Genomic DNA, 22,473 nt, shown 5'->3' with positions numbered 1-22,473 from the left:
CCGTCACTGCCTCGGCGGCACCACGGTGGTGAGTTCGCGCAGCAGGCCACCACCGTCCACGCTGCCGCTGGTCTGCCCCTGCCCACGCATGCGGGCCTCGCAGTCGGTGCGCTCGGGGCCCTGATGGACCTCGCAGCGGCGCAGGCGGTTGTACAGCAACTCCTCCGGGCTCACCTGGAGATCGGCGCCGCGCCGGCGTTCGCCGTAGGCGTTGTGGGCTTCGGTGAGGCAGGTCTGCGTGTCCTGGCCGGTGAGGCCCGCCAGGCAGGCCTTGCGCTCGGCATCAAAACGCGCCCGCGACACATCGGCGGCGGTTTGCGACCAGGTGCCGCCAGCGGCGCCCAGGCCCAACACGCCCCAGGCGAGCGCATGGCGGACAAAACGAAGGGTGGGATTCATGGTGTCGCTCCCGGGAGGTGGTGTTGCGCAGGCACCCGGCGGACGGTCTAGGGTCGCAGGGTGTGGACGCAGTCCTCCCAGGGGAGGGCTGCGCAGCCACAGTCGGGCACCTCGATCCGGGCGGCGGTCGCGGTCGGGGTGCGTTGGGCGGCCGCCCGGGGAGGGGCGGGCGCGGGCACGGCAGCGGCCTGGGTGGCCGCCACCAGATCGGGAATCCAGCGCATGAAGGGCGTCAGGTCCTTGGGATCGAGCACGTACCAGACCTTGCGGGCGGGGTCCCACCGCGCGCCCAGCGCCTTGACTTGATCCTTGTCAGCAAACGGGGTGGCCAGATTGACTCGCATGGGTTCATTATCTGCCTGTGCCCGCGGCCCGAACGCCGGCCGGGACGCCACATGCCGCCTGAGGAGCCCCCCACCATGAACCAACGACTGGACCTGCCCCTGCCCCTGCCACCCGACGCCCGATGGACGCTGCCGCCGCAGCCCATCACCGTGGACGTGCTGCGCGAGAAGTACCTCAAGGGCGATGAGCGCAGCGAGTCAGACCTGTTCGAGCGCGTGGCCCGTGCGCTGGCCAGCGTGGAGGCGCCCGCGCAGCGGGCCCACTTCGAGGCGCTGTTCAAGCGCAACCTGGAGGCGGGCGCCATCGGCGCCGGGCGCATCATGAGCGCGGCCGGCACCGACATCCAGGCCACGCTGATCAACTGCTTCGTTCAGCCCGTGGGCGACTGCATCCAGGGCCAGGACGAGGCCGGCTTCCCCGGCATCTACGAGGCCCTGCGCGAAGCGGCCGAAACCATGCGCCGGGGCGGTGGTGTCGGCTACGACTTCTCCCGCATCCGGCCGCGCGGTGCCCATGTGCATGGCACGGCGTCGACCGCGTCCGGCCCGTGCAGCTACATCAACGTCTTCGACCAGAGCTGCGCCACGGTGGAGAGCGCGGGCGCCCGGCGCGGCGCGCAGATGGGCGTGCTGCGCATCGACCACCCGGACGTGCTCGAATTCATCACCGCCAAGCGCACGCCCGGGCGCTGGAACAACTTCAACGTCTCGGTCGCCGTCACCGATGCCTTCATCGACGCGGTGCAGCGCCAGCAGCCCTGGGCGCTGGTGCACCCGGCACGGCCCAGCGCGGAGTGGCTGGCGCGCGGCGCCCACCAGCGCGCCGACGGCCAATGGGTCTACCAGACCGTGCCGGCCCAGGAGCTGTGGGACACCGTGATGCGCTCGGCCTACGACTTCGCCGAACCCGGCATCCTGTTCACCGACCAGATCAACCGCGACAACAACCTGCGCGCCATCGAAGCCATCACCGCCACCAACCCCTGCGGCGAACAGCCCCTGCCGCCCTACGGCTGCTGCGACCTGGGGCCGGTGATCCTGACGCGTTTTGTGCGCCACCCCTTCGACCATGGCGGCATGGCGGCGTTCGACTTCGAGGCCTTCGGCCAGGCCGTGGCCCTGCAGGTGCGGGCGCTGGACAACGTGCTGGACCTCACCCACTGGCCGCTGCCGGCCCAGCAGCGCGAGGCCCAGGCCAAGCGACGCATCGGCGTGGGCTTCACCGGCCTGGGCGACGCGCTGGTGATGCTGGGCCTACGCTACGACACGGCGGACGGGCGCGACATGGCCCGCCGCATGGCCGAGTGCATGCGCGACGCGGCCTACGGCGCGTCGGTGGACCTGGCCCTGGAAAAAGGCGCCTTTCCCTTGTTCAACGCCGAGCAGTACCTCGCCGACGGCGGCTTTGCCAGCCGGCTGCCGACCGCGCTCAAGGACCGCATCCGCACCCACGGCCTGCGCAACAGCCACCTGCTGTCCATCGCGCCCACCGGCACCGTGAGCCTGGCCTTTGCCGACAACGCCTCCAACGGCATCGAGCCCGCCTTCTCCTGGACCTACACCCGGCGCAAGCGCGAGGCCGACGGCTCGCGCAGCGAATACGAGGTGCAGGACCACGCCTGGCGCCTGTACGCCGCGCTGGGCGGCGACCCCCTGGCCCTGCCACCCGCCTTCGTGAGCGCGCTGGAGATGCCGGCCCACGACCACATCGCCATGATGGAGGCGGTGCAGCCCTACATCGACACCGCCATCTCCAAGACCGTCAACGTGCCGGCCGACTGCCCCTACGAGGACTTCAAGAACCTCTACCTGGAAGCCTGGCGCGCCGGCCTCAAGGGCCTGGCCACCTACCGGCCCAACACCATCCTGGGCGCGGTGCTCGAAACCACGCCAGCCGCCGCGCCCGCCCCGGCGGCACCCGACACGGGCGCGATCGACCCCATGCGCAGCGTGATCGAGAGCCGGCCCAAGGGCGCGCTGGACGCGGTGGCCGAGAAGATCGAGTACTGGACCCACGAAGGCCACAAGACCCTGTACGTGGTGGTCTCCTTCCTGCCCGTGCCCAAGGCCGACGGCAGCGGCACGGCGGAGCGCGCCATCGAGTTCTTCATGCCCGTGGGCCAGAGCGGCGAGTCGCAGCAGTGGATCACCTCCAGCATGCGCCTGCTGTCGCTGGCCGCGCGCGGCGGTTTTCTGGAGCGCGCGCTCAGCGACATGCGCAAGGTGGCCTGGGACCGCGGCCCGGTGCGCCACGGCCACGCCCTCAAGGAAGACGGCACCCGCGTGCCGCTGTGGCACGACTCCGAGGTGGCGGCCATCGCCTACGCCATCCAGAACATCCTGAGCCTGCGCGCCCAGCGTGTGCGGCAGGGCGGCCTGGCCCCTTACCCCACCGCCCTCACCGGCACCGTGGCGCCAGCCGGTCCGGCGCTGGCGCCCATGGTCGGGAAAAAGTGCCCGGAGTGTGGCGCCCGCGCCGTGATCCGCAAGGATGGCTGCGAGTACTGCACGCAGTGTGGGCACATCGGGGCTTGCGGCTGAAGGCCTGAACCGGGACGGCGAGCGACACCGCGGAGTTCCAGCCCACAGGCGGCGCCCTCACACCCCGCCCGTTGGGTGCGTGGGGTCCACCCACAGCACCTGCTCGGGTTTTTCCACCGGCTCGATGTCGAGGTTGACCGCCACGGCCTGGCCATCGCTGCGGCACAGCACACATTCGAGCACCTCGGTCGCGCTGGCGTTGATTTCCTGGTGGGGCACATAGGGCGGCACGTAGATGAAATCGCCCGGTCCCGCCTCGGCGGTGAACTCCAGCCGCTCGCCCCAGCGCATGCGCGCGCGGCCACGCACCACGTAGATCACGCTTTCCAGCGGGCCGTGGTGGTGGGCGCCGGTCTTGGCATCGGGGTGGATGGTGACCGTGCCGGCCCAGAGCTTTTGAGCGCCCACCCGGGCGAAGTTGATCGCCGCCTTGCGGTCCATGCCCGGCGTGGAGGGCACATTGCCGTCCAGCTGGTCGCCCGGGACCACACGCACGCCATCGTGTTTCCAGGCCGGGGCGTGCCCATGCGAAGCACCGTGTGGATGGTCGTGATCGTGTGTCATGGCATCGCGAGGCTGGTGAGGTATTCCCAGTGTGCCACCGGGGCGCCCGCCATGCCGGAAAATGGACCATCACACCCCTCGCCCCATGGAGATCGCGCCTTGCCCCTGCCGCCACCCCAGCCCCGCACCCACATGCACACCCGTCGCGTCGAATACCGTGGCTTCCGCCGCGACGACGGCCTCTGGGACATCGAAGGCGAACTGCACGACAGCAAGCCCCACGGCTTCGAGATCGGCGGCGAAGGCAGCTGGGCGCCGGGCCAGCCGGTGCACCACATGCTGCTGCGCGTGAGCATCGACGAGGCCATGGTCATCCGCGACATCGTGGTGGCCATGGACGCCTACCCCCACGGCCCCTGCCCGCAGGCCATGGCCCCGCTGCAGCGCATGGTTGGCGAAACCCTGGGCCGCGGCTGGCGCCAGACCATCCAGCGCCACCTCGGCGGCATCCAGAGCTGCACCCACCTGCGCGAACTGCTGTTCAACCTGGCCACCGCCGCCTTCCAGACCAAGACCGGGGCCTTCACCCCAGCCACCGACGGCCACCCACCCGGGCACCTGGGCCAATGCCTGGCCTGGGACTTCAACGGGCCGGTGGTGGAGAAGGTCTATCCGATGTTTTTTGGCTGGCAGGCGCCCGAGCGCGCGCCCAAGTCGGGCGGATAAACCCATGGCGCAGCACGAACCGCCCATCACCCGCCACCTGCGCATCACCGGCCGCGTGCAAGGCGTGGGCTACCGCTGGAGCATGGCCCAGCAGGCGCAGGCGCTGGGCGTCAAGGGCTGGGTGCGCAACCGGCTGGATGGGAGCGTGGAGGCCCTGGCCGTCGGAGCCACGGCCGCTGTGACGCAGTTGATCGAATGGGCGCAACGTGGCCCTGAGGCCGCGCGTGTGGCGGGCGTGGCCGTGACCGAAGTGGCCTTCGAAGAACCGCCCGGGGGGTTTGAGCAGCGGGACACGGTGTGATGCACGCACTGGCGCCGACTGAAAACAGGGTGTCGGCAGCACATGCGGGACCGCGCTCCGGCCCTGCGAGAGAAGCAGGTGCAGAAAACGCCATCGGTCTTGACAACGGATGGCGCTTGGTTTTTCGGTCGGCCAGACAGCCAACGCCATCTGTAGGTGACCTCATAAGCCGAGAATTTCGGGGCTTATGAATCAATGACTTACGCCGCGCGGGGAAGCATAAGCTGAGAAATTTGGACACATAAGCTGAGAAATTTCTACCAGCGCTGCTCTCGCCGTTGCCTGTGAACCAACCAGCGGGTGCCATCTCCCATCAAGAACAGGAGGATGCGGCAATGAAACAGCGTCTTTAATGCTTCTAAAAACCGACTATACGCTTGATTTTGGTGAGGCAACTTACCAGCTCCTGTACCGCCATCAAAAAATGGGGAAGCATCTGGTCGGACGGGTAGTACGGTGGTTTTCAACCTGGCTGACCAGCGGCATCTGCTCTGACCATTGGTGGGTGAAACCTGAGCGATATATGCCAGGACAGATTTTTTGACAGCGCCCGTTCGTCCTGGCACAAAAAGATGCCCTTGCGAGAGGTGCTTGGTGCGCTATGCTGCAGCGATGACCGAGCAAGAGCGCCTAATTGAAACGCTACGCAGGCACCTGCCGCCGCAAGTGCAAGCTGCGGCGATTTTTGAGGCTGCGGCGGCAGGTAGTGACGTCAATCTGCTGCTGATTGCAGAAGGTCTGAGCGGGCTGCGAGCACAGGCGCTATTGGCGCCCGTGGGGCGAGAGCTGGGGCGCCGCGTTGAGGTACACCTCTACAGCGCAGCAGAGTGGTCGGAGCGGGTGAAGAGGGGCGACGGTTTCGAGCAGGAAATACTCAGCGGACGGGTGGTGACGATTCGCGGAGAGCTGCAGCGAGAGGCCGATGGCGACTGCGTCGACGCGAACTTGGCCCGCATGCAGAACCCACTCTTCAAACGAGCAGCACGAGCACTTGAGCAGTTCGTACCTGAACGCGTCGGCTTTGGGCGATTCCGTGACCACAATTGACGGGTCTCACTACGCTGTCCCTAGCTCCTGCACCGCCATCAAAAAGACTGAGGCATCTAGGCGGACGGGTGGCATGACGGTGCTCAACCCGTCTGACCTGTGGCATCCGACTTGCCCACTGGTAGGTGATAGCTGACCTTCTCGCCATCCACCCGAACCCACTGTTTGGACCGCAGCTGAGCTATGACCTTGTCTGCCTGGCTCCCATCAAGTTTTTGATGCTCAAGCGCGGTTTTGATGGTGTTCGCCAGTTTGTCCAGTCGCGTCGGTCGAGCGTTTCCACGTTTCCTCAGGTTTTCAACGACCACCGCCAGTGAGCTCCCAGCTTTGAGCTGCACCTCGTCCTGACTCGGTGAAGCAGCGGCAGCAGTTGCTGCCCGCGCCTGGGCAGGACAACCGAAAGCGCCTCGCTGCTTGAGGATGACCTCAAGCTTCTCCTTCAACGACATGCGACCGAACAGCGCGTTGAGGGTCTTGCAGCAGACCACGACATTTTCATCGTTGTCTTTTCCACCATGCGTCTGAGCCACCAGGTGCTCCAGGCTCGCGTCGGATTTCTGCAGCACCTGCTTGCAGAAAAAGCACTCGCCACCCTGGGCGAAAAGGAGTCGGTCTATGGGCTTGGTGGGCATCTGGTTGCCATGCAGTTTTTAGCACATCATGCCAAAACATGAGCCCACATAGCCGGCACATCGCAAACCAAGAGGACATGGAGATGAATACCGACGAAAGCCAGTCCGATACCACCGCCAAGTCAGCCGCCCAAGCAGTAGGCCCGATTACGCGCGAACAGCTCTACGAGCTCGTGTGGACCAAGCCAATGCTCCGTGTCGGCGAAATGTTTGGCGTGTCGTCCAGCTACATGGCCCGTGTCTGCACCGAACTTCGAGTTCCCAGGCCTGGGCTGGGGTATTGGACTCAGCATGAAATGGGGAGAGCGCCGCAAAGAGCTGCTCTCCCGCCGGCCGAACCTGGAGATTTGACCGTGTGGAAGCCCGGGTTGTCGGTTGGCAACACCCAACGTGTCGCGCGCAAGCAAGTAGCTGCGGCTCCCACTGCAGGCGGCCAAAGTGTGCACAGGCCTGGGCGGTCCTCGAAAAAGGCTGCCCTGCCATCGGTACACCCGCTGCTGAAGGACGTGAAGCCGCTCTTCCTGAAATCACGCGAGAAAAGCACGGGCCTGCTCCACCCTTTCAAACGCATCTTCGTAGACATCATCTCGTCGCCCGCACTCCTGGATGATGCACTGGCAACCGCCAACGCGCTGTTTCTCGCGCTGACGAAGAGAGGCCACCGCGTGATGCTTGCGCCTGGCCACCTTCAGATGAGACGAGCAGACGTTTCCATCCGAGAGGTCCAGGAGCCGAACAGCCACCACGAAGCACCGTGGTCATTCTCTTCAAGCAAGGCTGCAATATGCGCGTGCGCCGCAGCCAGCTCCGCCTTCACGGTCAGCAGTTCTTCAGCCAGGTCGTCCGCCACCGCTGTGACCCGCTCGCGCGTGGCATCGCGGGTTTTGGCCAACTGCGCGCTCAGTCGGTCGAGCCAGTCGATGACCTCCACCTGGGTGGTGTCCTTGTGCAGCGGTGCCTGCAGGGTGGCTTTCTTGACGTCGGCGCGTCTGCAAAGTTCGGATTGGGTAATGACCCCGGTAGGTTGTCAAACATCAGTTGAATCTGATTGCCCAACAGGTCAGCCATAGCAGGACCGCTGCCTTTGTAGGGCACATCCTTGGGCGTGGGGGCGGTCATGGCCACCATCAGCTTGATGGTCGGACGGGTAGTACGGTGGTTTTCAACCTGGCTGACCAGCGGCATCTGCTCTGACCATTGGCGGGTGAAACCTGAGCGATATATGCTAGGACAGATTTTTTGACAGCGCCCGTTCGTCCTGGCACAAAAAGATGCCCTTGCGAGAGGTGCTCGATGCGCTATGCCGCAGCGATGACCGAGCAATAGCGCCTAATCGAAACGCTACGCAGGCACCTGCCGCCGCAAGTGCAAGCTGCGGCGATTTTTGAGGCTGTGGCGGCGGGTAGTGACGTCAATCTGGTGCTGATTGCAGAAGGTCTGAGCGGGCTGCGAGTACAGGCGCTATTCGCGCCCGTGGGGCGGTCGCTCTTCCTGAAATCACGCGAGAAAAGCACGGGGACAGCCTCTTGCAGTCACTCCGTTGCAGCACCCTGCCACTGCGGCCGTAACAGCTCTCCCAAGGGCGGTCTTCAGCTGATAGCGACATCCAAATGCCGAAAATTGACGTTAGTGCAGAGTGCTCAGAGGATAGGAAGGCAGTTCACCAATGGAGAAATTGTTAAAAATTGCAGGCACAATTGCCGAGCCGGGCGTCACTTGAGCGCCCTCAATCAAGAATTGCCAAAGAGACTACCTAATGGGGCTTTTCGACTGGTTCAAGAACTGGGCACAAACATCCAATCGGTCGATTCCGGCCCCCCGGCACCCCGACCGACACCCCATCAACGTACCCAAGTTAGCCCAAGAGTTGCGCCACCTGCGGGACGAAGCCAAGCGACTTGGTGCCGGTGGCATAACTGCCGCCGCAGAAGCTGACCGCCGAAGCCATGCAAATATGCTGGAGGTCATTGTTCATGAGTCCCGTGAACGACAGGGCATCACGGCAAAGGCAACACATTTGACGAGGGGGGCAGCATGACCTGGATGGAGATGGTGCTAAATGCGCCGCAAGCCCTTTTGTTGCTCGGAGGTGTCCTCGCAGTGCTGCTGCTTGCCTTCCTGGCATTGTTCTTCTTCCCGGGTCTATTTCTTCGCTTTCGGCTAGCAAACGTCCTCAAACAGCTAAAGCAAGGAGAGCCGAGAACCGAAGGAGCAATGCGAGAGGTCTTCGAGCCAGACCCAAGGCTCAAGCATCTTTGGAAGGAGTTCAGCGACACGCTCCACAAGCAAAAGGAAGAGCGTGACGGCCAACTTGTCACCGTTGCATTTCGCGCGACGGCCCCAGCCGAATCGTTCTTCAACAGCCAGCAAGTTGTCGATAGTCGCCTGAGAACTGAGTTCTTCAAGCATCTGCCAGGCATTTTCACTGGCATTGGAATCATCGGCACATTCTCAGGTCTGATTGTTGGCCTCAAGGGCTTTGAAGTTTCGCAGGACCCAGCGCTGGTCAGCGCAGCTCTGAAGACGCTTCTCGATGGTGTCACTGAAGCCTTTCTGGTTTCAGCACTGGCAATTGGCCTTGCGATGCTTGTCACGCTGGTCGAGAAGTGGTTCCTCGCCTCTCTTTACCGGCTGACCGAGGACATTGCGCAGCACCTCGATGGCATGTTCTCGATGGGCGCGGGTGAAGAGTACCTATCTCGCCTGGTTACCGCATCAGAGGACTCAGCGGCACAGTCCAAGATACTCAAGGACGCCCTTGTGGGTGACCTCAAGGTCATGCTGCAGGAGATGACTGAGCGACAAATTGCTGCCGGTGCGTCGCAATCGGAGGCGCTTGGCCGCCAAATTACTGGAGGTATCGAATCCAGTCTTCAGGCGCCCCTACAGCGAATTGGAGAAATAGTCGAGAAGGCAAGCGGTGAGCAGACATCAACTGCGGCGCACTTGCTTCAGGACGTCATGGCCAGCTTCAGTCAGCGGCTCAATGAGCTGTTTGGCGGCCAAATCAGCGGGATACAAGAGCTCAACCAGCGCAGTGCACAGGCTATGCAAGATGCCGTTGCCAGCCTGAATACCCTCGTGGGTCGAATGGAACAGAGTACTGAGCGTTCCGGCGAAGCAATGGCAGACCGCATGGCCAAGGCCATTGAGGAAATGGAACGGCGGCAGGCTGACATCAACAACCAGACACAAGCCCTTGTATCGGGCATCCAGGATTTGGTGGCCCGGTCTCAAAGCGAGACCTCTGCGAAGCTGAATGAGGCAATCGCCGGACTGAGTAAACAGGTCAGCGAGATGATTGGAGCACTCCAAGCCCAATCTGCCCGGTCGAACGAAGAGCAGCGCCAGCGCGAGCAGACCTTCAACGAACACACCACTGGAATGGTGTCTTCGATGGGAGCCTCGGTTGCTGAAGTGGTCAAGAAGATGGCTGAGTCGACAGTCCAGATGCAGCAAAGCGTCGCATCGCTAGAAAGGACCACGACGACATCGATTGACAAGATGAACGCTGGCGCACGAGTGCTGGAACAAGGGGCAACGGCTTTTGCGCAGGCGGGCGAGCGTGTCACTGGCGCTCTGACACAGGCAGCTACGGTTGCTAGCAAGATGACAGAAGTGAGTGGCTCGCTTACGTCGTCGTCGTCCGCGCTCCAGACGGTGATGGCCGACTACAAGGCCAACCGCGAAGCCACAGCATCCATGCTGTCGGAACTCAAGTCAGTGGTTGAGTCTGCGAAGCGCGAAGCTTCGATGACGCAGCAAGCGCTGGAGAGAATCCAGTCGGCCGCGAGCAAGCTGTCAGAAGCTCAGGCACAGGCAGAGGTGTATCTTGACGGAGTTTCCGAGGTGCTAGGTGCCGCGCACGAGCGCTTCGCAGACGGCCTCACCAAGACCCTTGACAGAGCCAATGGCGATTTCCACGCAAAGCTCAGCTCTGCTGTTGGCTTGCTAGCTTCAGCGGTGGAGGAGTTGGAGGTATCTCTGGCCGGCGCCGCAACCTCCCGTCGATAACCCATGTTTGGCACACGACTTCCCACACGGGCCCGTTCAAAGGACGAGGCTGAGAAGCCGTTCTGGATTTCCTATGCAGACCTGATGACGGCGCTGATGGTCTTGTTTCTGGTGGTCATGGCCGTCGCACTGCTTGCGGTGACGAAGACGGTCACCGAAAGAGAGCGAGAAGAAGAACAACATCGCAAGGACATCAACGAGCTTTTGACGCGTTTCGAGAACGTCGCCAAGCAGGAGCAATTCAGGGGTATCACCATCGACCGGGAGCGAAATGTGGTCGATTTCGGAACAAGGGCGCAGTTTCCCTTCGCTAGGTCCACACTGACCCTCGAGCAGCAGAAGCTGTTGAGAGCCTTTGTTCCAGCGATTCTTGAGCAGGCCAACGACGAGCTCGGCAAGAAGGTGCTCAAGGAAATCGTGGTGGACGGATTCACCGACAGGAAGGGGACCTACCTGTCAAACCTTGACCTGAGCCTGCAGCGAAGCCAGCGAGTTCTCTGCGCCCTCTTCGCCCTTCCTGACACAAGCGAGCAGGCGATGACGTCGGAGCAGCTCGAACAAGTGCGCGCACTGTTCGTGGTTGGTGGGTATTCATTCAATGCCGCGAAAGACTCCGACGATGAGAGTCGGCGCGTAGAGATGCGCCTGCAATTCCTCGGCGTGAAGGAGTCCCGCAAGCCGACAGTTGATGTTGCGCCGGGCAATTTCGGTGCTTGTGCGTTGCCCGGATGATGAATGCTCTAGCTCGACTTCAGTCACTGATGAGCGACGGCTCTGAGCGGCCGCTGTCACGCCCCTGGTCATCCGACAGGTCCTTGGACGGGCACATCACCAAGCTGGAGAAACACCTTCAGCAAGGCGCGAGTGCTTACGTTCCTAGGGACCTGCAGGAAGAAGCGGTCAAGCGGTTCTGGACAACCAGACGTATCGATACATTCCGCGATGCCCACCTCGTGTCTCATGGAGTTGTGCTCCCAGTCGGTCCTCAGCGAGTCAAAGTCATTGAAGACCGTGAACGCTTCCCGGCGCTTCTCGACTCGGTGGATAAATACCTCCCCGCACCAAGGCAGTACCGCCGCTGCTATCAAGGCCTGCTGAAGGGATACTTTTCCTATGACTACGAGGCGAAAGATGCTCCTGACTCTGGTGTCAGAAACTGGGAGTCGCTTCGAGGCTACCTAGCGGAGCGCACTGAGCAAATCATCGATGGCCCAAAGAACCCGCAATGGGCAGAGACACTTCAACAGCATAAAGATGTCCTGGGCCGGGACCCTTGCTCGCGTTACGGGCCGGCGCTGCTTTCAGGCAACTCTCAGGACGTTGACGAATTGCTCGAATTCCTCAACGTGCCGGGCAGCTCATGGTTCGTTCGCAAGATGTTACTTGCCCAGATTCAGGCGGGGGTCAACAAGGCAGACACGGATTTCCTGAGCGTCCTGTATCGACTCATCGACCTGCTGCAAGACAACGAGCTCATCCGAGACGAAGGGCTCACGCTCGTCTTGAATCGCTTCGCAAAGCTCGCGCCGCCTCCGCTGGCCATCCCCCTCCGCGATGCGGCTGTGGCCTGGTGGGGAAACCCATGGCTTGAGACGAATGCAATGTGGAGGCATCCAAATGTCTCCTCCGAGGCCAAGGCCATGGTCACGGAATGGTTGAAGCTCGAATTCATCGAAGCCTTCTTCACTTTGCTCGCCGAAGAGAACACAGGAGACGACCGACGCCTCAAGTTCTGGGCTCGCTATGTGAACGTAATTTCGGACATCAGGTTTGCATTGGGTTCAGACGCACGGGTGAACCGTTCTCCAGACTTCCAAAAGCTGCGTAAGAAAATGGCGGGTCTCGTCGTGCCGCTGGATGACAACGTACGGTCGAACAACGCGTTCATCATGCGCATGGGACCGTTGCTTGTTGTTGAGTTCAGTGGTTACAGCAACGCCTGCTATGGCTATGACGCTCGAGGCTCGTTGCCCTTCCGACTGGATGTGCCAGTAGTTACCCCGGTAGACGCCAAGAACTCTCTGAAGCTTTCGAGCAAGCAGCTCTGGTTGCAGCATCAGGACGGAATCAAGGGCCACCAGAAATGGGAGAGCAGGTTCGAGTTCGAGCTTGCGAGCAAGTACGGCGTTCGCCCGAAGAGCGCTCCGACGGGAGAGGTACTCGTTAGACCTCCTGTGCGCAGTGAGGCTGCACCCGCAAGCCATGAAGATACCGGGCCGGCATCGAACCCTCGGGCAATTCTTCAACCCGCTCAGTCTACTTGGAGCACGTCGTCTTTGACTGCTACAGAGGAAGCGCGCTGGCGGAACACCAAGTTCAATCTCGCTACACTTTCCCTGTTTGCGTCTCAGTACAGACTCCAGGTCGATGACAAGACCCAGGACAACGGAAACCTTTGGATTCGGACTGATGACACCGATGCGAGTGTCAACGAAATACTGTGTCGCTGGGGATTCAAATACAAGAACGCCGCAAAAGGATGGTGGAAACGGGGGGATGAGTGAGTCTGTTGAAGCTGTTCAAGAAGAGTGATGCGGGCAAGTCCGAGCAATCCTGGTTTGCTCGCGCAGACGAGGACGGACTTAGGCTAATGCAGCAAGCGATGGAGGGTTGCCATGAGTTGGGCGATGCCCCTTTGCTCACTGCATGGCTCTGTCAACTCGAGGAGGAAGCCCTTGCAAGCCAGCTCGACGGCGGCTATGTCCTTGCTTGGGATGCGGTGTACGCAATGCAGGCGCATCCCGAACACCAAGCACCCTTGACGCTCCTGAAACTTCCACCGCAGGCTGAGTGCACAGCAGTACTCGCGAGCAAAGGTTCGCTCGAGGATGAGAGCTTCAGCATCAGCGTGATTGGTTGGCGCGGGGAGGATGGGGTGACACACGAGGGGCTTCTTCAAGGCCCCGTTCTGAACGTTGGCCAGTCCACTCACCTGCTTAGCGCCACCACTTGGGTGCTCCTACAGGCGGTGCGCGAATTTTCTCGTCGACCCGCTGAGCTGAGAACAGGTCATCACCACAGACTGGCCTGGGGACGCATCCGACGACTCGCGCAGGAGGCTGGCGCGAGGCTTGATGCGTTCCTGACCAAGACCGTGGTCTTGACGCCCGAGAAGCTTGCGATTGGTCTGCGGCGAGCCCATATCGGCGATGACTCTGTCATTGAGGTCCAGCCAACGTTCGAGGGCGCACCTGCGGACTGGATAGAACGTTTCGACCAGCATTCCAATGTCCAGTCACGGTACGATATTCCCACTGCCGACGGCATCGTCCAGGTTGTGGTGAGTCCGAAGGTGCGCACGGTTCTGGATGAAATCAAGCGGTTGCCCGGCAGGCGTGTTGCGGGCGCTCGCGCGCAGGCATTCATTCTCAATCCCTATGCGGCGCTTGGGGAAGATGCCAACGCTGTGATTGATGAGGCTCAGTTCGAAGCGGCCCGTGCCGACGCTGGGCTCGAATACGAGCGCTTCTTGCCTCGGTTTGAACGGGACCAACTGGGCTACCCGGTCAAGGTGGGTTTGCTGGTGGAAACAGCCTCTGCGGAGGGTCCTACCTCGTCAGAGGTTTTCTGGCTTGATGACACGGCGCTGGCCAAGTTCACCAAGTCTCTGCGTGCCGCTCTCGACCGAGGTCACCCGCTTCTCGCCTGGAACGGGTTTGACCTGGAGCTCCAGGGTGATGCCGGCGAACACCTGGCGGCCCTTGAGACGGCTCTTGAAGAACGCAGACGTCCGCAGGTTCTCATCAGCTACGCGCAGGTCTACGACCTCACGCACTACGCATCGCGCGTACAGGAAATCGGCTTCGAGAAGCCCTACTACTCCCCCTACATCGCCAAGAAGAAGGAGGAGGAGGGCTGGTTTCCCGAGAACATCATCAACATCATTTCGTGGATGCCAGAAGGCGAGACTGAACTGGTGTCCATGCCCATAAGCCCGGAGGGGCTCGATGACCTGACGCAAAAGGTCGCGGCAGCGAAAGCCGCCGGGAAGTCCGAGGTGCACATCCCTGGCGTTCCAAAGCCAATGCCTTTGGAAGAAGCGGAGCGCATAACAGCCACGTTCGCGGAAGCCATGGACGATGCAGCTGGTGGCAGCTTCGACCCAGAAAAGCCAAAAGGGGCCAAGGCGACGTCTCCCGCGAAGCGCAAGACGCCCGTTCTACTGTCGAACATAGACACCGTCGACTACGCAGAAGAGCGCGTGGCAGCGCTCTCGGCAAAGGGCCGCATAGCTGAACTTCCGGGCTCCCTGCGCAGCGAGTACCCATTGCTGCCCCACCAACTTGACGGGGTCGCCTGGTTGCAGACCTTGTTTGAGGCGAGCAGCCGCTACAACTGCCGTGGTGCGGTGTTGGCGGACGACATGGGTCTAGGCAAGACCTTGCAACTTCTCACCCTGATGGCGTGGGCCATTGAGAAGAAGCCAGCGATTGAACCCATGCTGGTCGTCGCACCGGTCTCCTTGCTGGAGAACTGGAAGGAGGAAGCACAAAAGTTCTTCAAGTCCGGTAGCTTGCCCATCCTGACAGCTTACGGTGAAGACCTGGCAGCGCTGCGAGTACCGGCGGAAAGCATCGACGCTCGCCTGAGAAACGAGGATGGACTCACAAAGTTTCTCAAGCCGAACTGGATTGGTGGCGCTCGAGTCGTTCTGACCACCTACGAAACGCTTCGAGACCTGGAGTTCTCGTTCGCCTCGCAACGCTGGTCATTGATGGTGTGCGACGAGGCCCAGAAGATAAAGAACCCTGCGGCCATGGTGACTCGTGCCGCCAAGAAGCAGAATGTCCTTTTTCGCATCGCCTGTACGGGTACGCCCGTCGAGAACACCTTGGCGGACTTGTGGTGCCTGTTTGACTTTGTGCAGGCCGGACTTCTTGGCGCACTCAACGACTTCGGCCGCCGCTACCGAAAACCGATTGAAGCCAAGACTGATGAGGACAGGGCGCGTGTAGAGGAGCTGCGCAAGCTCATCGCTCCCCAGATTCTTCGTCGGACCAAGGCAGAGGTGGCCCGAGACCTCCCCAAGAAGATTGTGGTGGAGCGCTGCCGCAAACTGCCTCTTTCGGTACGGCAACGAGAGCTGTATGCCCGCGCAATTGAACTGTTCAAGCGGCGCAACGAACCTGGTGCAAACGTTCCGTTCAAAAACCACCTCGGGCTACTGCACTATCTGCGCCTTATCTGCACTGACCCTCGTCGCCACGGGCTCGATGTCTTCAAGCCTGAGCCATTGCTTGAGTACCGTGCTCGAGCGCCCAAGCTCGACTGGCTTATTCAGGAGCTTGAGCAAATTCGACGTGTAGGCGAGAAAGTCATCGTCTTCTGCGAGTTTCGAAACATCCAACGCTTGTTGCAGCACTACATTGAAGAGCACTTCGACCTGCGCCCCGACATCATCAACGGCGACACTGCAGCATCTGCATCGCACGCGCAGAGCCGACAGAAGCGAATCCGCGCTTTCCAGGAGAAGCCCGGATTCAACGTCATCGTCCTATCGCCTGTGGCGGTTGGCTTCGGTGTGAACATCCAGGCCGCGAATCACGTCGTTCATTACACAAGGACCTGGAACCCGGCCAAAGAAGACCAGGCGACCGACCGCGCTTACCGCATTGGGCAGACAAAGGACGTCTTTGTTTACTACCCCGTTGTACAGGCTGAAGACTTCACCACTTTTGATGTGAAGCTTGACCGATTGTTGGAAAAGAAGCGGGGGCTTGCCAACGACATGCTCAACGGTGCGGGCGACCTCAAGCCTGGTGACTTCGACTTCGAAGATGTCGCGCCTCCTGACGTGGGATTCTCAGAAGAGTGGGTGACGAAGGACGTCGCACTCTCGATGAACTGGGAATATTTTGAAGCGCTCGCAGCGGCTCTCTACGCGAAGCGAGGGTATCTCGCTCACCGCACCCCCGGCTCCGGAGACCATGGCGTTGATGTAGTTGCATTGCCGCAAGGGGATGGCAGAGGAAAGCTGGTGCAGGCAAAAAGCTCCAGCTCAGACGGCTCTACGCTCAACTGGGATGCTGTGAAGGATGTTGTTGCTGGCCACGCGTTCTATGCAAAGCGGTTTCCCAAGGTCGAGTTCGAACTGGCGTGTATCACCAACCAGTTCTTTGACCAGCAAACCCAAATGCACGCCAAGCTGAACTCTGTGGAACTCATTGAACAGCCCGAACTCGTTGAGATGCTTGAGAAAACACCCGTGACCATTCTAGAGGTTGAAAAGGTGTTGTTCACTGAGTGGCAAGAGGCGTAAAAGGAGGAAATTGGTTAGCGTCCGGAGATTCAGAACGTCGGACCAAAACCTTACTTGCCATAGCACTGCACCATCAGGCAATCAACTCGCTAGCCAGCGCTAGAGCGCCCCTTGTCCGCAACCACGGCGGCCTGGGCCGCCCCTTGGTTGTGTCACAGCTCAGTATCGCGTCGCTCATCGACCCCGGAATACCTGCGAATCCCACCCGTGCGCCCACTAGCCCGCCGACGATGCATGCATTTGTGTCTGTGTCTCCACCGCCAGAAAGCACCTGCCGCAGTGCATCCGCAAAAGTTGTCTCGCGCAGCAGATGGTGAAAGGCATGCGTGAACCCTATACGGACAAAGCCCGCAAGTGGATGGCACGCGGGCAGAATGCCTTGCTCCGCATTTTCCAACCAGGACCGCACCTCACGCGCACCGTCATCCGCGCCAGCATCGAGAGCTCGCCGTGATTGTGCAAACGCGCCGTCGAAGTCACCGACATTCAGGAGCAGATGTCGAATGGCGACGACGTATGCAGCATTGGCCCACTGACATGTCAGGTTAGGGTGGGTCAGCAACGCGTCGGTCCTTGCTGCGGCAATCGCTTCTTCCACGGAGCATCTCACCGACCAGATACCCAAGGGACTTGCCCGCATCAGTGCCCCGTTGGCTTTTGAGGCGAGATTGTGTTTTGCCGCGCATGCAGACACAGCATCGGCAACAGACACATCGACTCTCACTTTGCCGCCCAACGCGCTGGACGTCGCATTCCCAACATCGAAAGGACGACTGGCTACCCAGGCGCGGTAGTTGGTCGCCACCTTCTCTCGGGGATAGGTCTCCTCACCCACAAGGGCGCGTGCGAGCGCCAGAGTCAACTCTCCATCGTCCGTGACTTGGCCGGGCGCTATCCGAAAGACACCACCGCCTTTCATGGCGAGCGCATCGTCCAGCTCGGCATCGTCAGGCCTGCGCCCTAGGAACTCCAGACGCGCTCCCGCTGAATCGCCGACGAAGGCGCCGACCAGACAACCTTGCGCGAAGTTTTTGATATCCATCTGTTTTGGCCTCCTTCGCCTTGGGCTTTTTCTGTTGTTGACGTGCTTGAGCGGGACGGGCTGCCATTGCCGCTGCCAGGCCCCGGAAAACCCGCAAGCTGTATTCGAGCTTCTTCCTGTCCTCACTCGTGAGCTCAACGTGGTCACCAGTGATTGCCTCAGCCTTGACCACGTAGCTCTTTATGCTCAGGTCGTCATGACTGTTGAAGCAGACAACCGGCAATCGCTTCCCTTTTTGTTGGGCTCGAGCTTTCATGGAAGGGCTTCTCGAATGTTTTGGTGTTGCGGAAACCGATGAGGGTCAACTTGCGCAGTCAATCGTCGTCAAAAGGAGGAAGGTCCGCAGCGTCTTCTGTCATCCACCGATAAAGCTCCTCGGAGACAAACCAGGCGAAGGCATCCATGGACTCTTTGTCATCTGGAATCGGTGCTCCAGAGGCAAGCCGTGCTTCGAAGCTCCAGTCATAGCCCATGCAGGCAATTCGCAACTTGATGATGCCGTCGTCTTGTCTCCAGAAATCTGCAACAGCGGTGTGGTTGGTTCGGACGCTGACCCCAGGCACCGCGCACCTCTTTAAACCCCGCGCGACAAACTCGGGGACACAGTTCAACAGGTAGGTGTTTCCAGCCGGCACTGTCATCCTCCCAGAACTTTGCCAAAGACCGTACTCCCGTCCGTTACCAGTTCACCGAATTGGTGGATGTCCCGATTGAGTACCCTGAAGCCTGTAGCCTGCTTGGCGTTTTCGCTCCACTGATACAACAACACAGTGCACGCGTTGTAGTGGTCAGCTACCAGCTCTAGACGCTCAATATCGTCGCCGGTCGGCATGGGCGCACTACCACCCTTCACCTGTATCAACATAAAGTCGAAAAGGTCCAGGTGCTTGAGCTTCTGGAGCTCTGCGCCTGGCAGCAAGTCCCACTTTTTCCGGACGGCCAAGATGTCAACGATGCCGGCAGACTCCCTGCCGTTTGGACCTGGAAAGTCCACCCACTGCCAGCGCCCGCCGTGCTTGTTGGACTCACGTGCCAAGTGTGCCTTGGCGAGTGTCATGGCGGTCTTTGCGGTCTTGATGGCCTTTTTGGCTGCGACCTGGCCCGCTGTTGGTTCCGTTTTTTCCGTCATCGTCGCTCCAATATCGTGAGTTGAATCGTCAGGAACGGCCTCGGTCATTCGGCCGGGATGCGCTAGTTCAGCTGCGCAGTACTGACGAAATTGTTCGACGTAAGTAGCTCCTCTCCGCCCCAGCGATACGCCACCAGGGGACCACCCTTGCCAGCGCTGTAGTCCACGCACGCCATTCGCTCAGCCTGTAAGGCGGGTGCCCCCTGCATCCAGTAGTGACCAAAAAAGACAGGCTTACGCTGGTCGTAGGAGGGCTTGACGTCGTTGACTTGAACGTCCGGCAACTGTGCCCGGTCCTCGTCGGGCATCAAGGCCAGCTCACGGTAGCTTGATGCGTGGGCATCCCACCAACGGATGCGGACATTTCGTCGCTCATGACCGTCCTTGTCTCGGAACGAGTGACCATCTGGCAAGGCAACTTCCAGCCCTTTGGTGAGCCCCTCGACCGCCCGAAAGACCGGGTCACCACTGCGACTGGCTCGAACCATGAGTTCGGGCGTCAGTGTTTGCCCCTCTCCAAGCAATGGCGCCAGCTCCGCCATGTAGCCGTCGTGCCAACAGGCATGCACAACTCGAAGCCCAGGCAACTCCAGCCACAGCGGAAGCGTGAGGAACCAGTCGATGATTTCCGCGTGCAACGGTGTTCCTTCGACTTCGCCCAGAAAGGCACTGTGCTGGTGGCGGTTTTTGGCGCCCAACTCGCCGTGCCGCGGCCGCAGGAAATGACCCGTGCCGCTCCTTTCGGGGTCTGGCAGGTGCCACGCAATCGCATTGAACTCGTGATTTCCCAAGACAGCCAAGGCACTTTCTGCCTCGACCATGTTCCGCGCGAGCCGATAGGCATCAACCTGTCGGGGACCTCTGTCGATGAAGTCGCCAACAAAGATGGCCTTGCGGGTCGGGTGTCGATAGGCACCCGCGTGCTGACGGTAGCCCATCCCAAGCAGCAAGGCCTCCAGCTTGTCGGCCTGACCATGAATGTCACCAATGATGTCGTATTCCATCGAGACCCCTTAGTTGCATAATGACACTATTCTAAGCATGTTAGTAGCAAATTGCAACTATGAGTGTGACTCGTGAGCTTTTCCCCCTGGTCGGCGTCGACATTGCGCTTTTCAGTGTCGACCAAGGCCGCCTCCAAGTGCTTCTGGTCAAGCGAGCGGAAGAGCCCGCAGCCAAGCAATGGGCGCTGCCTGGCGGCATCCTGAAACCTCACTTGGACCGCTCGCTGGAATCTGCTGCCCGTCGGGTACTGGCACACAAGGTCAGCGTTGAGTTACCTCTGGTCGAAGAGGTCTGCACCTTCAGCGGACCAGACCGAGACCCACGCGGTTGGTCGATATCGGTGCTGTTTTATGCGTTGCTGCCTCGTGACAAGGTCAATGCGCTGGTACGCAATAAGGTCGAGGCACTGGAATGGGTAGATGCCTCCGCGCCCGGCCACCGTCTCGCGTTTGACCACGCTGAACACTTGACCGCAGCTGTCGCGAAACTGCGTGCCAAAGTGGGGGCTGGAAAACTGCCACTGCACCTTCTGCCTGAAAAATTCACGCTCACGCAGCTACAGCGAACTATCGAGACAATTCTTGGACGCGAGTTGGACAAGAGCTCGTTTCGTCGACAGCTCAAAGGCTCATCAGAACTCGTCGAGCTCGATGAGTACGAGCGGGGAGCGCAGCGTCCTGCGCAGCTGTACTGCGCCGGCGACGGCTTTTCGTTTTAGTCTCAAAACGAGTACGTTGTAGAGCCAATCGCAACCGAAAACCAAGGAAAGCCATGCTGAAAAATCGCGTAGACCCGTGGGGTGTGTTGAATGCCGTTCCTGACCGAGGAGCACTGATGGGCAATCGAGGCATCCTGCACAACGAAAAAAACGAGGTCATCCGGCCATGGGCTCACAAAGGCTGGGTGACGTGCCGTCTGAACTACAAGGAAGTTCGCCGTCCCAAGCCCTTTTCTGCAGGTAACTACTCGGAGCTGTTCTTCCTTGACGAAGCAACAGCATTTGCGGCAGGACACCGCCCATGCACCACGTGCCAGCGGGAGCGAAGTAAGCAATTCAAAGAGGCCTGGATTCGCGCTAACGTCGGGACAGCTGGCGCCGGTCAGCACATTGCCATGTCCGAAATCGACAAGGTTCTCCATAACGAACGAGCGCAACGCGGTGGTGAAAAGCGGTCCTACTCGGCAACCCTAGGCGAACTTCCGATGGGAGCCATGTTCACCATAGGCAGTGCGGCGTATCTTGTTGGGCGGTCAGGCCATCACCGGTGGAGTTTTGCTGGCTACGGTGAGCCCGAGAACCTAGCGGCCGGTTCCACCGTATCTGTGCTGACGCCAGCATCTATCGTCGGGGCGTTCTCCGCCGGATTCGTTCCTGCTTCACTGGCAACTACCGGACAACATAGTCACACGTGAAGAGAGGGTTTTCATGATGATTTCATTCAATGCGGCCTTTCAACTGGCCTGCGCTCCAAACTGAGCCTCAAGTTTCTGCTGCAACTCCAGGTAAACCTGTGGGGCGGACAAACCGTATGTGGGGTCACTGGCGACAAAGTTTGCGGCTGTGTGCGGTGGCCAGTCGGCAGCGTCATCATCGATAGCAACCCACGCGGAGGGTTGCCTGGGTATCAAGAGAGTCTTGGCATCCGAAGCAGCGTTGCACCTTGAATGCCGATGGTTCACTGGAAATGGTGGTTCCGTTTACCGACATGACCGAGCTGTCGATGGACATCCTCCGTCATGGCTGTCACGTCAAGGTACTCTCACCCAGTGACCTACGGCGTCGCATTCACCAAGAACACACTGCTGCAAGCGCCATGTACAACGATGACAGGGATGAATGAAGGTGCTGGCGGATTCACAGAAATCTTTGATGTAGAAAGTTCAAACTGGCAGCGAAACGTGGTGGAGGGTGGCAACATCCAATGGACCAACATCGGGACAAACGCTTCCGTCATTCACCTGAGATGTCAACGATACATGCATAGCTAAAGAGCCGGTTCTCGAACTGAAGCTGTCTTGCGTGTTCTACAGCGGAAATATTGCGGGCGTACCCGCGGGGGTTTGCGACAACTCTGCATCCCACGACCGTGTAGTCGAACGAATCGTGCACATGACCGTGTAGCCAATAGTCTGCGCGCTGCAAGAGGTCAGTCAAGTCACTGGCGAAAGCTGCGTTTGTTGCATCACCTGCGTACCGTGGATGAACAGACAACGAATGTGGTGCGTGGTGTGTGATTACGACAGTTTTACCGTCGTAGTCTTTTAACAACTCGCTCTCGAGCCAGGCTCTTGAGGCCTTGTGTTCTTCAAGTGCCCGTGCAACTGTGAAAAAGCTGCCATCCGACGTACTTATGAGCCTGTGGTCGTTAATGCGCAGCTGTGCGTGCTCCATCAACTGACGCTGCGTTCGATTGCACTGCAGTCGGTAGTCTGTCCACAAAGTACAGCCCAGAAACCGCACGCCACCATAGTCCACCACATCTCGCTCCAAGAACGTGACTGACGTACCCCTGGCCGCGGCTCGAAGTTC

General features: G+C 60.4%; 21 protein-coding genes and 1 pseudogene. 11 read left to right on the top strand and 11 right to left on the bottom strand.

Annotated features, from left to right (window positions below; translation table 11 throughout):
- Positions 1-3: 3 nt before the first annotated feature.
- Complete coding sequence (locus AAHB17_RS17665) at positions 4-399, bottom strand: hypothetical protein (protein WP_342131997.1); 396 nt, start codon at positions 397-399, stop codon at positions 4-6.
- Positions 400-446: 47 nt separating this feature from the next.
- The gene (locus tag AAHB17_RS17660) at positions 447-743 is read right to left on the bottom strand and encodes a DUF5710 domain-containing protein (RefSeq protein ID WP_342131996.1); all 297 of its coding nucleotides are present in this window, start codon (positions 741-743) and stop codon (positions 447-449) included.
- Between the two features lie 75 nt (positions 744-818).
- Here AAHB17_RS17660 and AAHB17_RS17655 point away from each other — a divergent pair, with 75 nt between their 5' ends.
- Positions 819-3,284, top strand: coding sequence for an adenosylcobalamin-dependent ribonucleoside-diphosphate reductase (locus tag AAHB17_RS17655; RefSeq protein ID WP_342131995.1), 2,466 nt, complete (start codon positions 819-821; stop codon positions 3,282-3,284).
- 57 nt (positions 3,285-3,341) lie between these two features.
- On the opposite strand, the gene AAHB17_RS17650 is transcribed toward AAHB17_RS17655, so the two are convergent.
- On the bottom strand, positions 3,342-3,848 hold the full coding sequence (locus AAHB17_RS17650) for a cupin domain-containing protein (RefSeq protein WP_342131993.1): 507 nt from the start codon (positions 3,846-3,848) through the stop codon (positions 3,342-3,344).
- Between the two features lie 132 nt (positions 3,849-3,980).
- On the opposite strand from AAHB17_RS17650, the gene AAHB17_RS17645 reads away from it, so the two are divergent.
- The 3 genes from AAHB17_RS17645 to AAHB17_RS17635 all read left to right on the top strand — a co-directional run bounded on the left by AAHB17_RS17645 (position 3,981) and on the right by AAHB17_RS17635 (position 5,862).
- Positions 3,981-4,514, top strand: a complete 534-nt coding sequence (locus AAHB17_RS17645; RefSeq protein WP_342131992.1) for a DUF2889 domain-containing protein — start codon at positions 3,981-3,983, stop codon at positions 4,512-4,514.
- Positions 4,515-4,518: 4 nt separating this feature from the next.
- Positions 4,519-4,815 carry an acylphosphatase gene (locus tag AAHB17_RS17640; RefSeq protein ID WP_342131991.1) on the top strand — a complete coding sequence of 99 codons (297 nt, stop codon included), beginning with the start codon at positions 4,519-4,521 and terminating at the stop codon, positions 4,813-4,815.
- Between the two features lie 612 nt (positions 4,816-5,427).
- Positions 5,428-5,862: a hypothetical protein gene (locus tag AAHB17_RS17635; protein ID WP_342131990.1), complete on the top strand. Its 435-nt coding sequence runs from the start codon at positions 5,428-5,430 to the stop codon at positions 5,860-5,862.
- Between the two features lie 83 nt (positions 5,863-5,945).
- Here the strand turns inward: AAHB17_RS17635 and AAHB17_RS17630 are convergent, their stop codons facing one another.
- Both AAHB17_RS17630 and AAHB17_RS17625 read right to left on the bottom strand, forming a co-directional pair.
- Complete coding sequence (locus AAHB17_RS17630; protein WP_342131989.1) at positions 5,946-6,494, bottom strand: HNH endonuclease; 549 nt, start codon at positions 6,492-6,494, stop codon at positions 5,946-5,948.
- 688 nt (positions 6,495-7,182) lie between these two features.
- Entirely contained in the window at positions 7,183-7,425 is a 243-nt protein-coding gene (locus AAHB17_RS17625; RefSeq protein ID WP_342131988.1) for a hypothetical protein, read from the bottom strand.
- Positions 7,426-8,528: 1,103 nt separating this feature from the next.
- Here AAHB17_RS17625 and zorA point away from each other — a divergent pair.
- The 4 genes from zorA to AAHB17_RS17605 all read left to right on the top strand — a co-directional run bounded on the left by zorA (position 8,529) and on the right by AAHB17_RS17605 (position 16,767).
- The gene (gene zorA / locus AAHB17_RS17620) at positions 8,529-10,508 is read left to right on the top strand and encodes an anti-phage ZorAB system protein ZorA (RefSeq protein ID WP_342131986.1); all 1,980 of its coding nucleotides are present in this window, start codon (positions 8,529-8,531) and stop codon (positions 10,506-10,508) included.
- A 3-nt stretch (positions 10,509-10,511) separates the two neighbouring features.
- On the top strand, positions 10,512-11,240 hold the full coding sequence (locus tag AAHB17_RS17615) for an OmpA/MotB family protein (RefSeq protein ID WP_342131984.1): 729 nt from the start codon (positions 10,512-10,514) through the stop codon (positions 11,238-11,240).
- Positions 11,241-11,323: 83 nt separating this feature from the next.
- Entirely contained in the window at positions 11,324-13,012 is a 1,689-nt protein-coding gene (locus AAHB17_RS17610) for an EH signature domain-containing protein (RefSeq protein WP_342131982.1), read from the top strand.
- Positions 13,009-16,767: an SNF2-related protein gene (locus AAHB17_RS17605; protein ID WP_342131981.1), complete on the top strand. Its 3,759-nt coding sequence runs from the start codon at positions 13,009-13,011 to the stop codon at positions 16,765-16,767. The genes AAHB17_RS17610 and AAHB17_RS17605 overlap by 4 nt, the downstream gene beginning before the upstream one ends.
- A 73-nt stretch (positions 16,768-16,840) precedes the next feature.
- On the opposite strand, the gene AAHB17_RS17600 is transcribed toward AAHB17_RS17605, so the two are convergent.
- The 4 genes from AAHB17_RS17600 to AAHB17_RS17585 all read right to left on the bottom strand — a co-directional run bounded on the left by AAHB17_RS17600 (position 16,841) and on the right by AAHB17_RS17585 (position 19,942).
- Positions 16,841-17,809 carry an ADP-ribosylglycohydrolase family protein gene (locus AAHB17_RS17600; RefSeq protein WP_342131980.1) on the bottom strand — a complete coding sequence of 323 codons (969 nt, stop codon included), beginning with the start codon at positions 17,807-17,809 and terminating at the stop codon, positions 16,841-16,843.
- A 314-nt stretch (positions 17,810-18,123) separates the two neighbouring features.
- Complete coding sequence (locus tag AAHB17_RS17595) at positions 18,124-18,420, bottom strand: hypothetical protein (RefSeq protein ID WP_342131979.1); 297 nt, start codon at positions 18,418-18,420, stop codon at positions 18,124-18,126.
- A gap of 26 nt (positions 18,421-18,446) precedes the next feature.
- Entirely contained in the window at positions 18,447-18,986 is a 540-nt protein-coding gene (locus AAHB17_RS17590; RefSeq protein ID WP_342131978.1) for a hypothetical protein, read from the bottom strand.
- 14 nt (positions 18,987-19,000) lie between these two features.
- Positions 19,001-19,942 (bottom strand): metallophosphoesterase, encoded by a 942-nt coding sequence (locus tag AAHB17_RS17585; RefSeq protein WP_342131977.1) that lies wholly within the window; start codon positions 19,940-19,942, stop codon positions 19,001-19,003.
- 59 nt (positions 19,943-20,001) lie between these two features.
- Between AAHB17_RS17585 and AAHB17_RS17580 the strand changes: the two genes are divergently transcribed.
- Together AAHB17_RS17580 and AAHB17_RS17575 are read left to right on the top strand one after the other, a co-directional pair.
- Complete coding sequence (locus AAHB17_RS17580) at positions 20,002-20,661, top strand: NUDIX hydrolase (protein ID WP_342131976.1); 660 nt, start codon at positions 20,002-20,004, stop codon at positions 20,659-20,661.
- A 53-nt stretch (positions 20,662-20,714) separates the two neighbouring features.
- Positions 20,715-21,356: a hypothetical protein gene (locus tag AAHB17_RS17575; protein WP_342131975.1), complete on the top strand. Its 642-nt coding sequence runs from the start codon at positions 20,715-20,717 to the stop codon at positions 21,354-21,356.
- Between the two features lie 39 nt (positions 21,357-21,395).
- Here the strand turns inward: AAHB17_RS17575 and AAHB17_RS24775 are convergent, their stop codons facing one another.
- Positions 21,396-21,623, bottom strand: a complete 228-nt coding sequence (locus tag AAHB17_RS24775) for an HAD domain-containing protein (protein ID WP_446719615.1) — start codon at positions 21,621-21,623, stop codon at positions 21,396-21,398.
- Between AAHB17_RS24775 and AAHB17_RS24770 the strand changes: the two are divergent.
- Positions 21,569-21,784, top strand: a pseudogene (locus AAHB17_RS24770) (transcriptional regulator); the annotation flags it as partial. The gene AAHB17_RS24775 and the pseudogene AAHB17_RS24770 overlap by 55 nt on opposite strands.
- A gap of 110 nt (positions 21,785-21,894) precedes the next feature.
- On the opposite strand, the gene AAHB17_RS17570 reads toward AAHB17_RS24770, so the two are convergent.
- On the bottom strand, positions 21,895-22,473 hold a 579-nt coding region (locus AAHB17_RS17570; RefSeq protein ID WP_342131974.1), incomplete at its 5' end, for a metallophosphoesterase.

The organism is Hydrogenophaga sp. OTU3427 (genome assembly GCF_038440225.1).
Lineage (GTDB): Bacteria > Pseudomonadota > Gammaproteobacteria > Burkholderiales > Burkholderiaceae_C > Hydrogenophaga.
Note: the sequence above shows the minus strand (reverse complement) of the source record. Positions and strands in the feature narration are given on the sequence as shown.

Bases quoted from the DNA above. Each gene is read 5' to 3' on its own strand.
- AAHB17_RS17665 (WP_342131997.1), bottom strand. From the start codon at position 399: ATGAATCCCACCCTTCGTTTTGTCCGCCATGCGCTCGCCTGGGGCGTG.
- AAHB17_RS17660 (WP_342131996.1), bottom strand. From the start codon at position 743: ATGCGAGTCAATCTGGCCACCCCGTTTGCTGACAAGGATCAAGTCAAG.
- AAHB17_RS17655 (WP_342131995.1), top strand. From the start codon at position 819: ATGAACCAACGACTGGACCTGCCCCTGCCCCTGCCACCCGACGCCCGA.
- AAHB17_RS17650 (WP_342131993.1), bottom strand. From the start codon at position 3,848: ATGACACACGATCACGACCATCCACACGGTGCTTCGCATGGGCACGCC.
- AAHB17_RS17645 (WP_342131992.1), top strand. From the start codon at position 3,981: ATGCACACCCGTCGCGTCGAATACCGTGGCTTCCGCCGCGACGACGGC.
- AAHB17_RS17640 (WP_342131991.1), top strand. From the start codon at position 4,519: ATGGCGCAGCACGAACCGCCCATCACCCGCCACCTGCGCATCACCGGC.
- AAHB17_RS17635 (WP_342131990.1), top strand. From the start codon at position 5,428: ATGACCGAGCAAGAGCGCCTAATTGAAACGCTACGCAGGCACCTGCCG.
- AAHB17_RS17630 (WP_342131989.1), bottom strand. From the start codon at position 6,494: ATGCCCACCAAGCCCATAGACCGACTCCTTTTCGCCCAGGGTGGCGAG.
- zorA (WP_342131986.1), top strand. From the start codon at position 8,529: ATGACCTGGATGGAGATGGTGCTAAATGCGCCGCAAGCCCTTTTGTTG.
- AAHB17_RS17615 (WP_342131984.1), top strand. From the start codon at position 10,512: ATGTTTGGCACACGACTTCCCACACGGGCCCGTTCAAAGGACGAGGCT.
- AAHB17_RS17600 (WP_342131980.1), bottom strand. From the start codon at position 17,809: ATGGATATCAAAAACTTCGCGCAAGGTTGTCTGGTCGGCGCCTTCGTC.
- AAHB17_RS17590 (WP_342131978.1), bottom strand. From the start codon at position 18,986: ATGACCGAGGCCGTTCCTGACGATTCAACTCACGATATTGGAGCGACG.
- AAHB17_RS17585 (WP_342131977.1), bottom strand. From the start codon at position 19,942: ATGGAATACGACATCATTGGTGACATTCATGGTCAGGCCGACAAGCTG.
- AAHB17_RS17580 (WP_342131976.1), top strand. From the start codon at position 20,002: ATGAGTGTGACTCGTGAGCTTTTCCCCCTGGTCGGCGTCGACATTGCG.
- AAHB17_RS17575 (WP_342131975.1), top strand. From the start codon at position 20,715: ATGCTGAAAAATCGCGTAGACCCGTGGGGTGTGTTGAATGCCGTTCCT.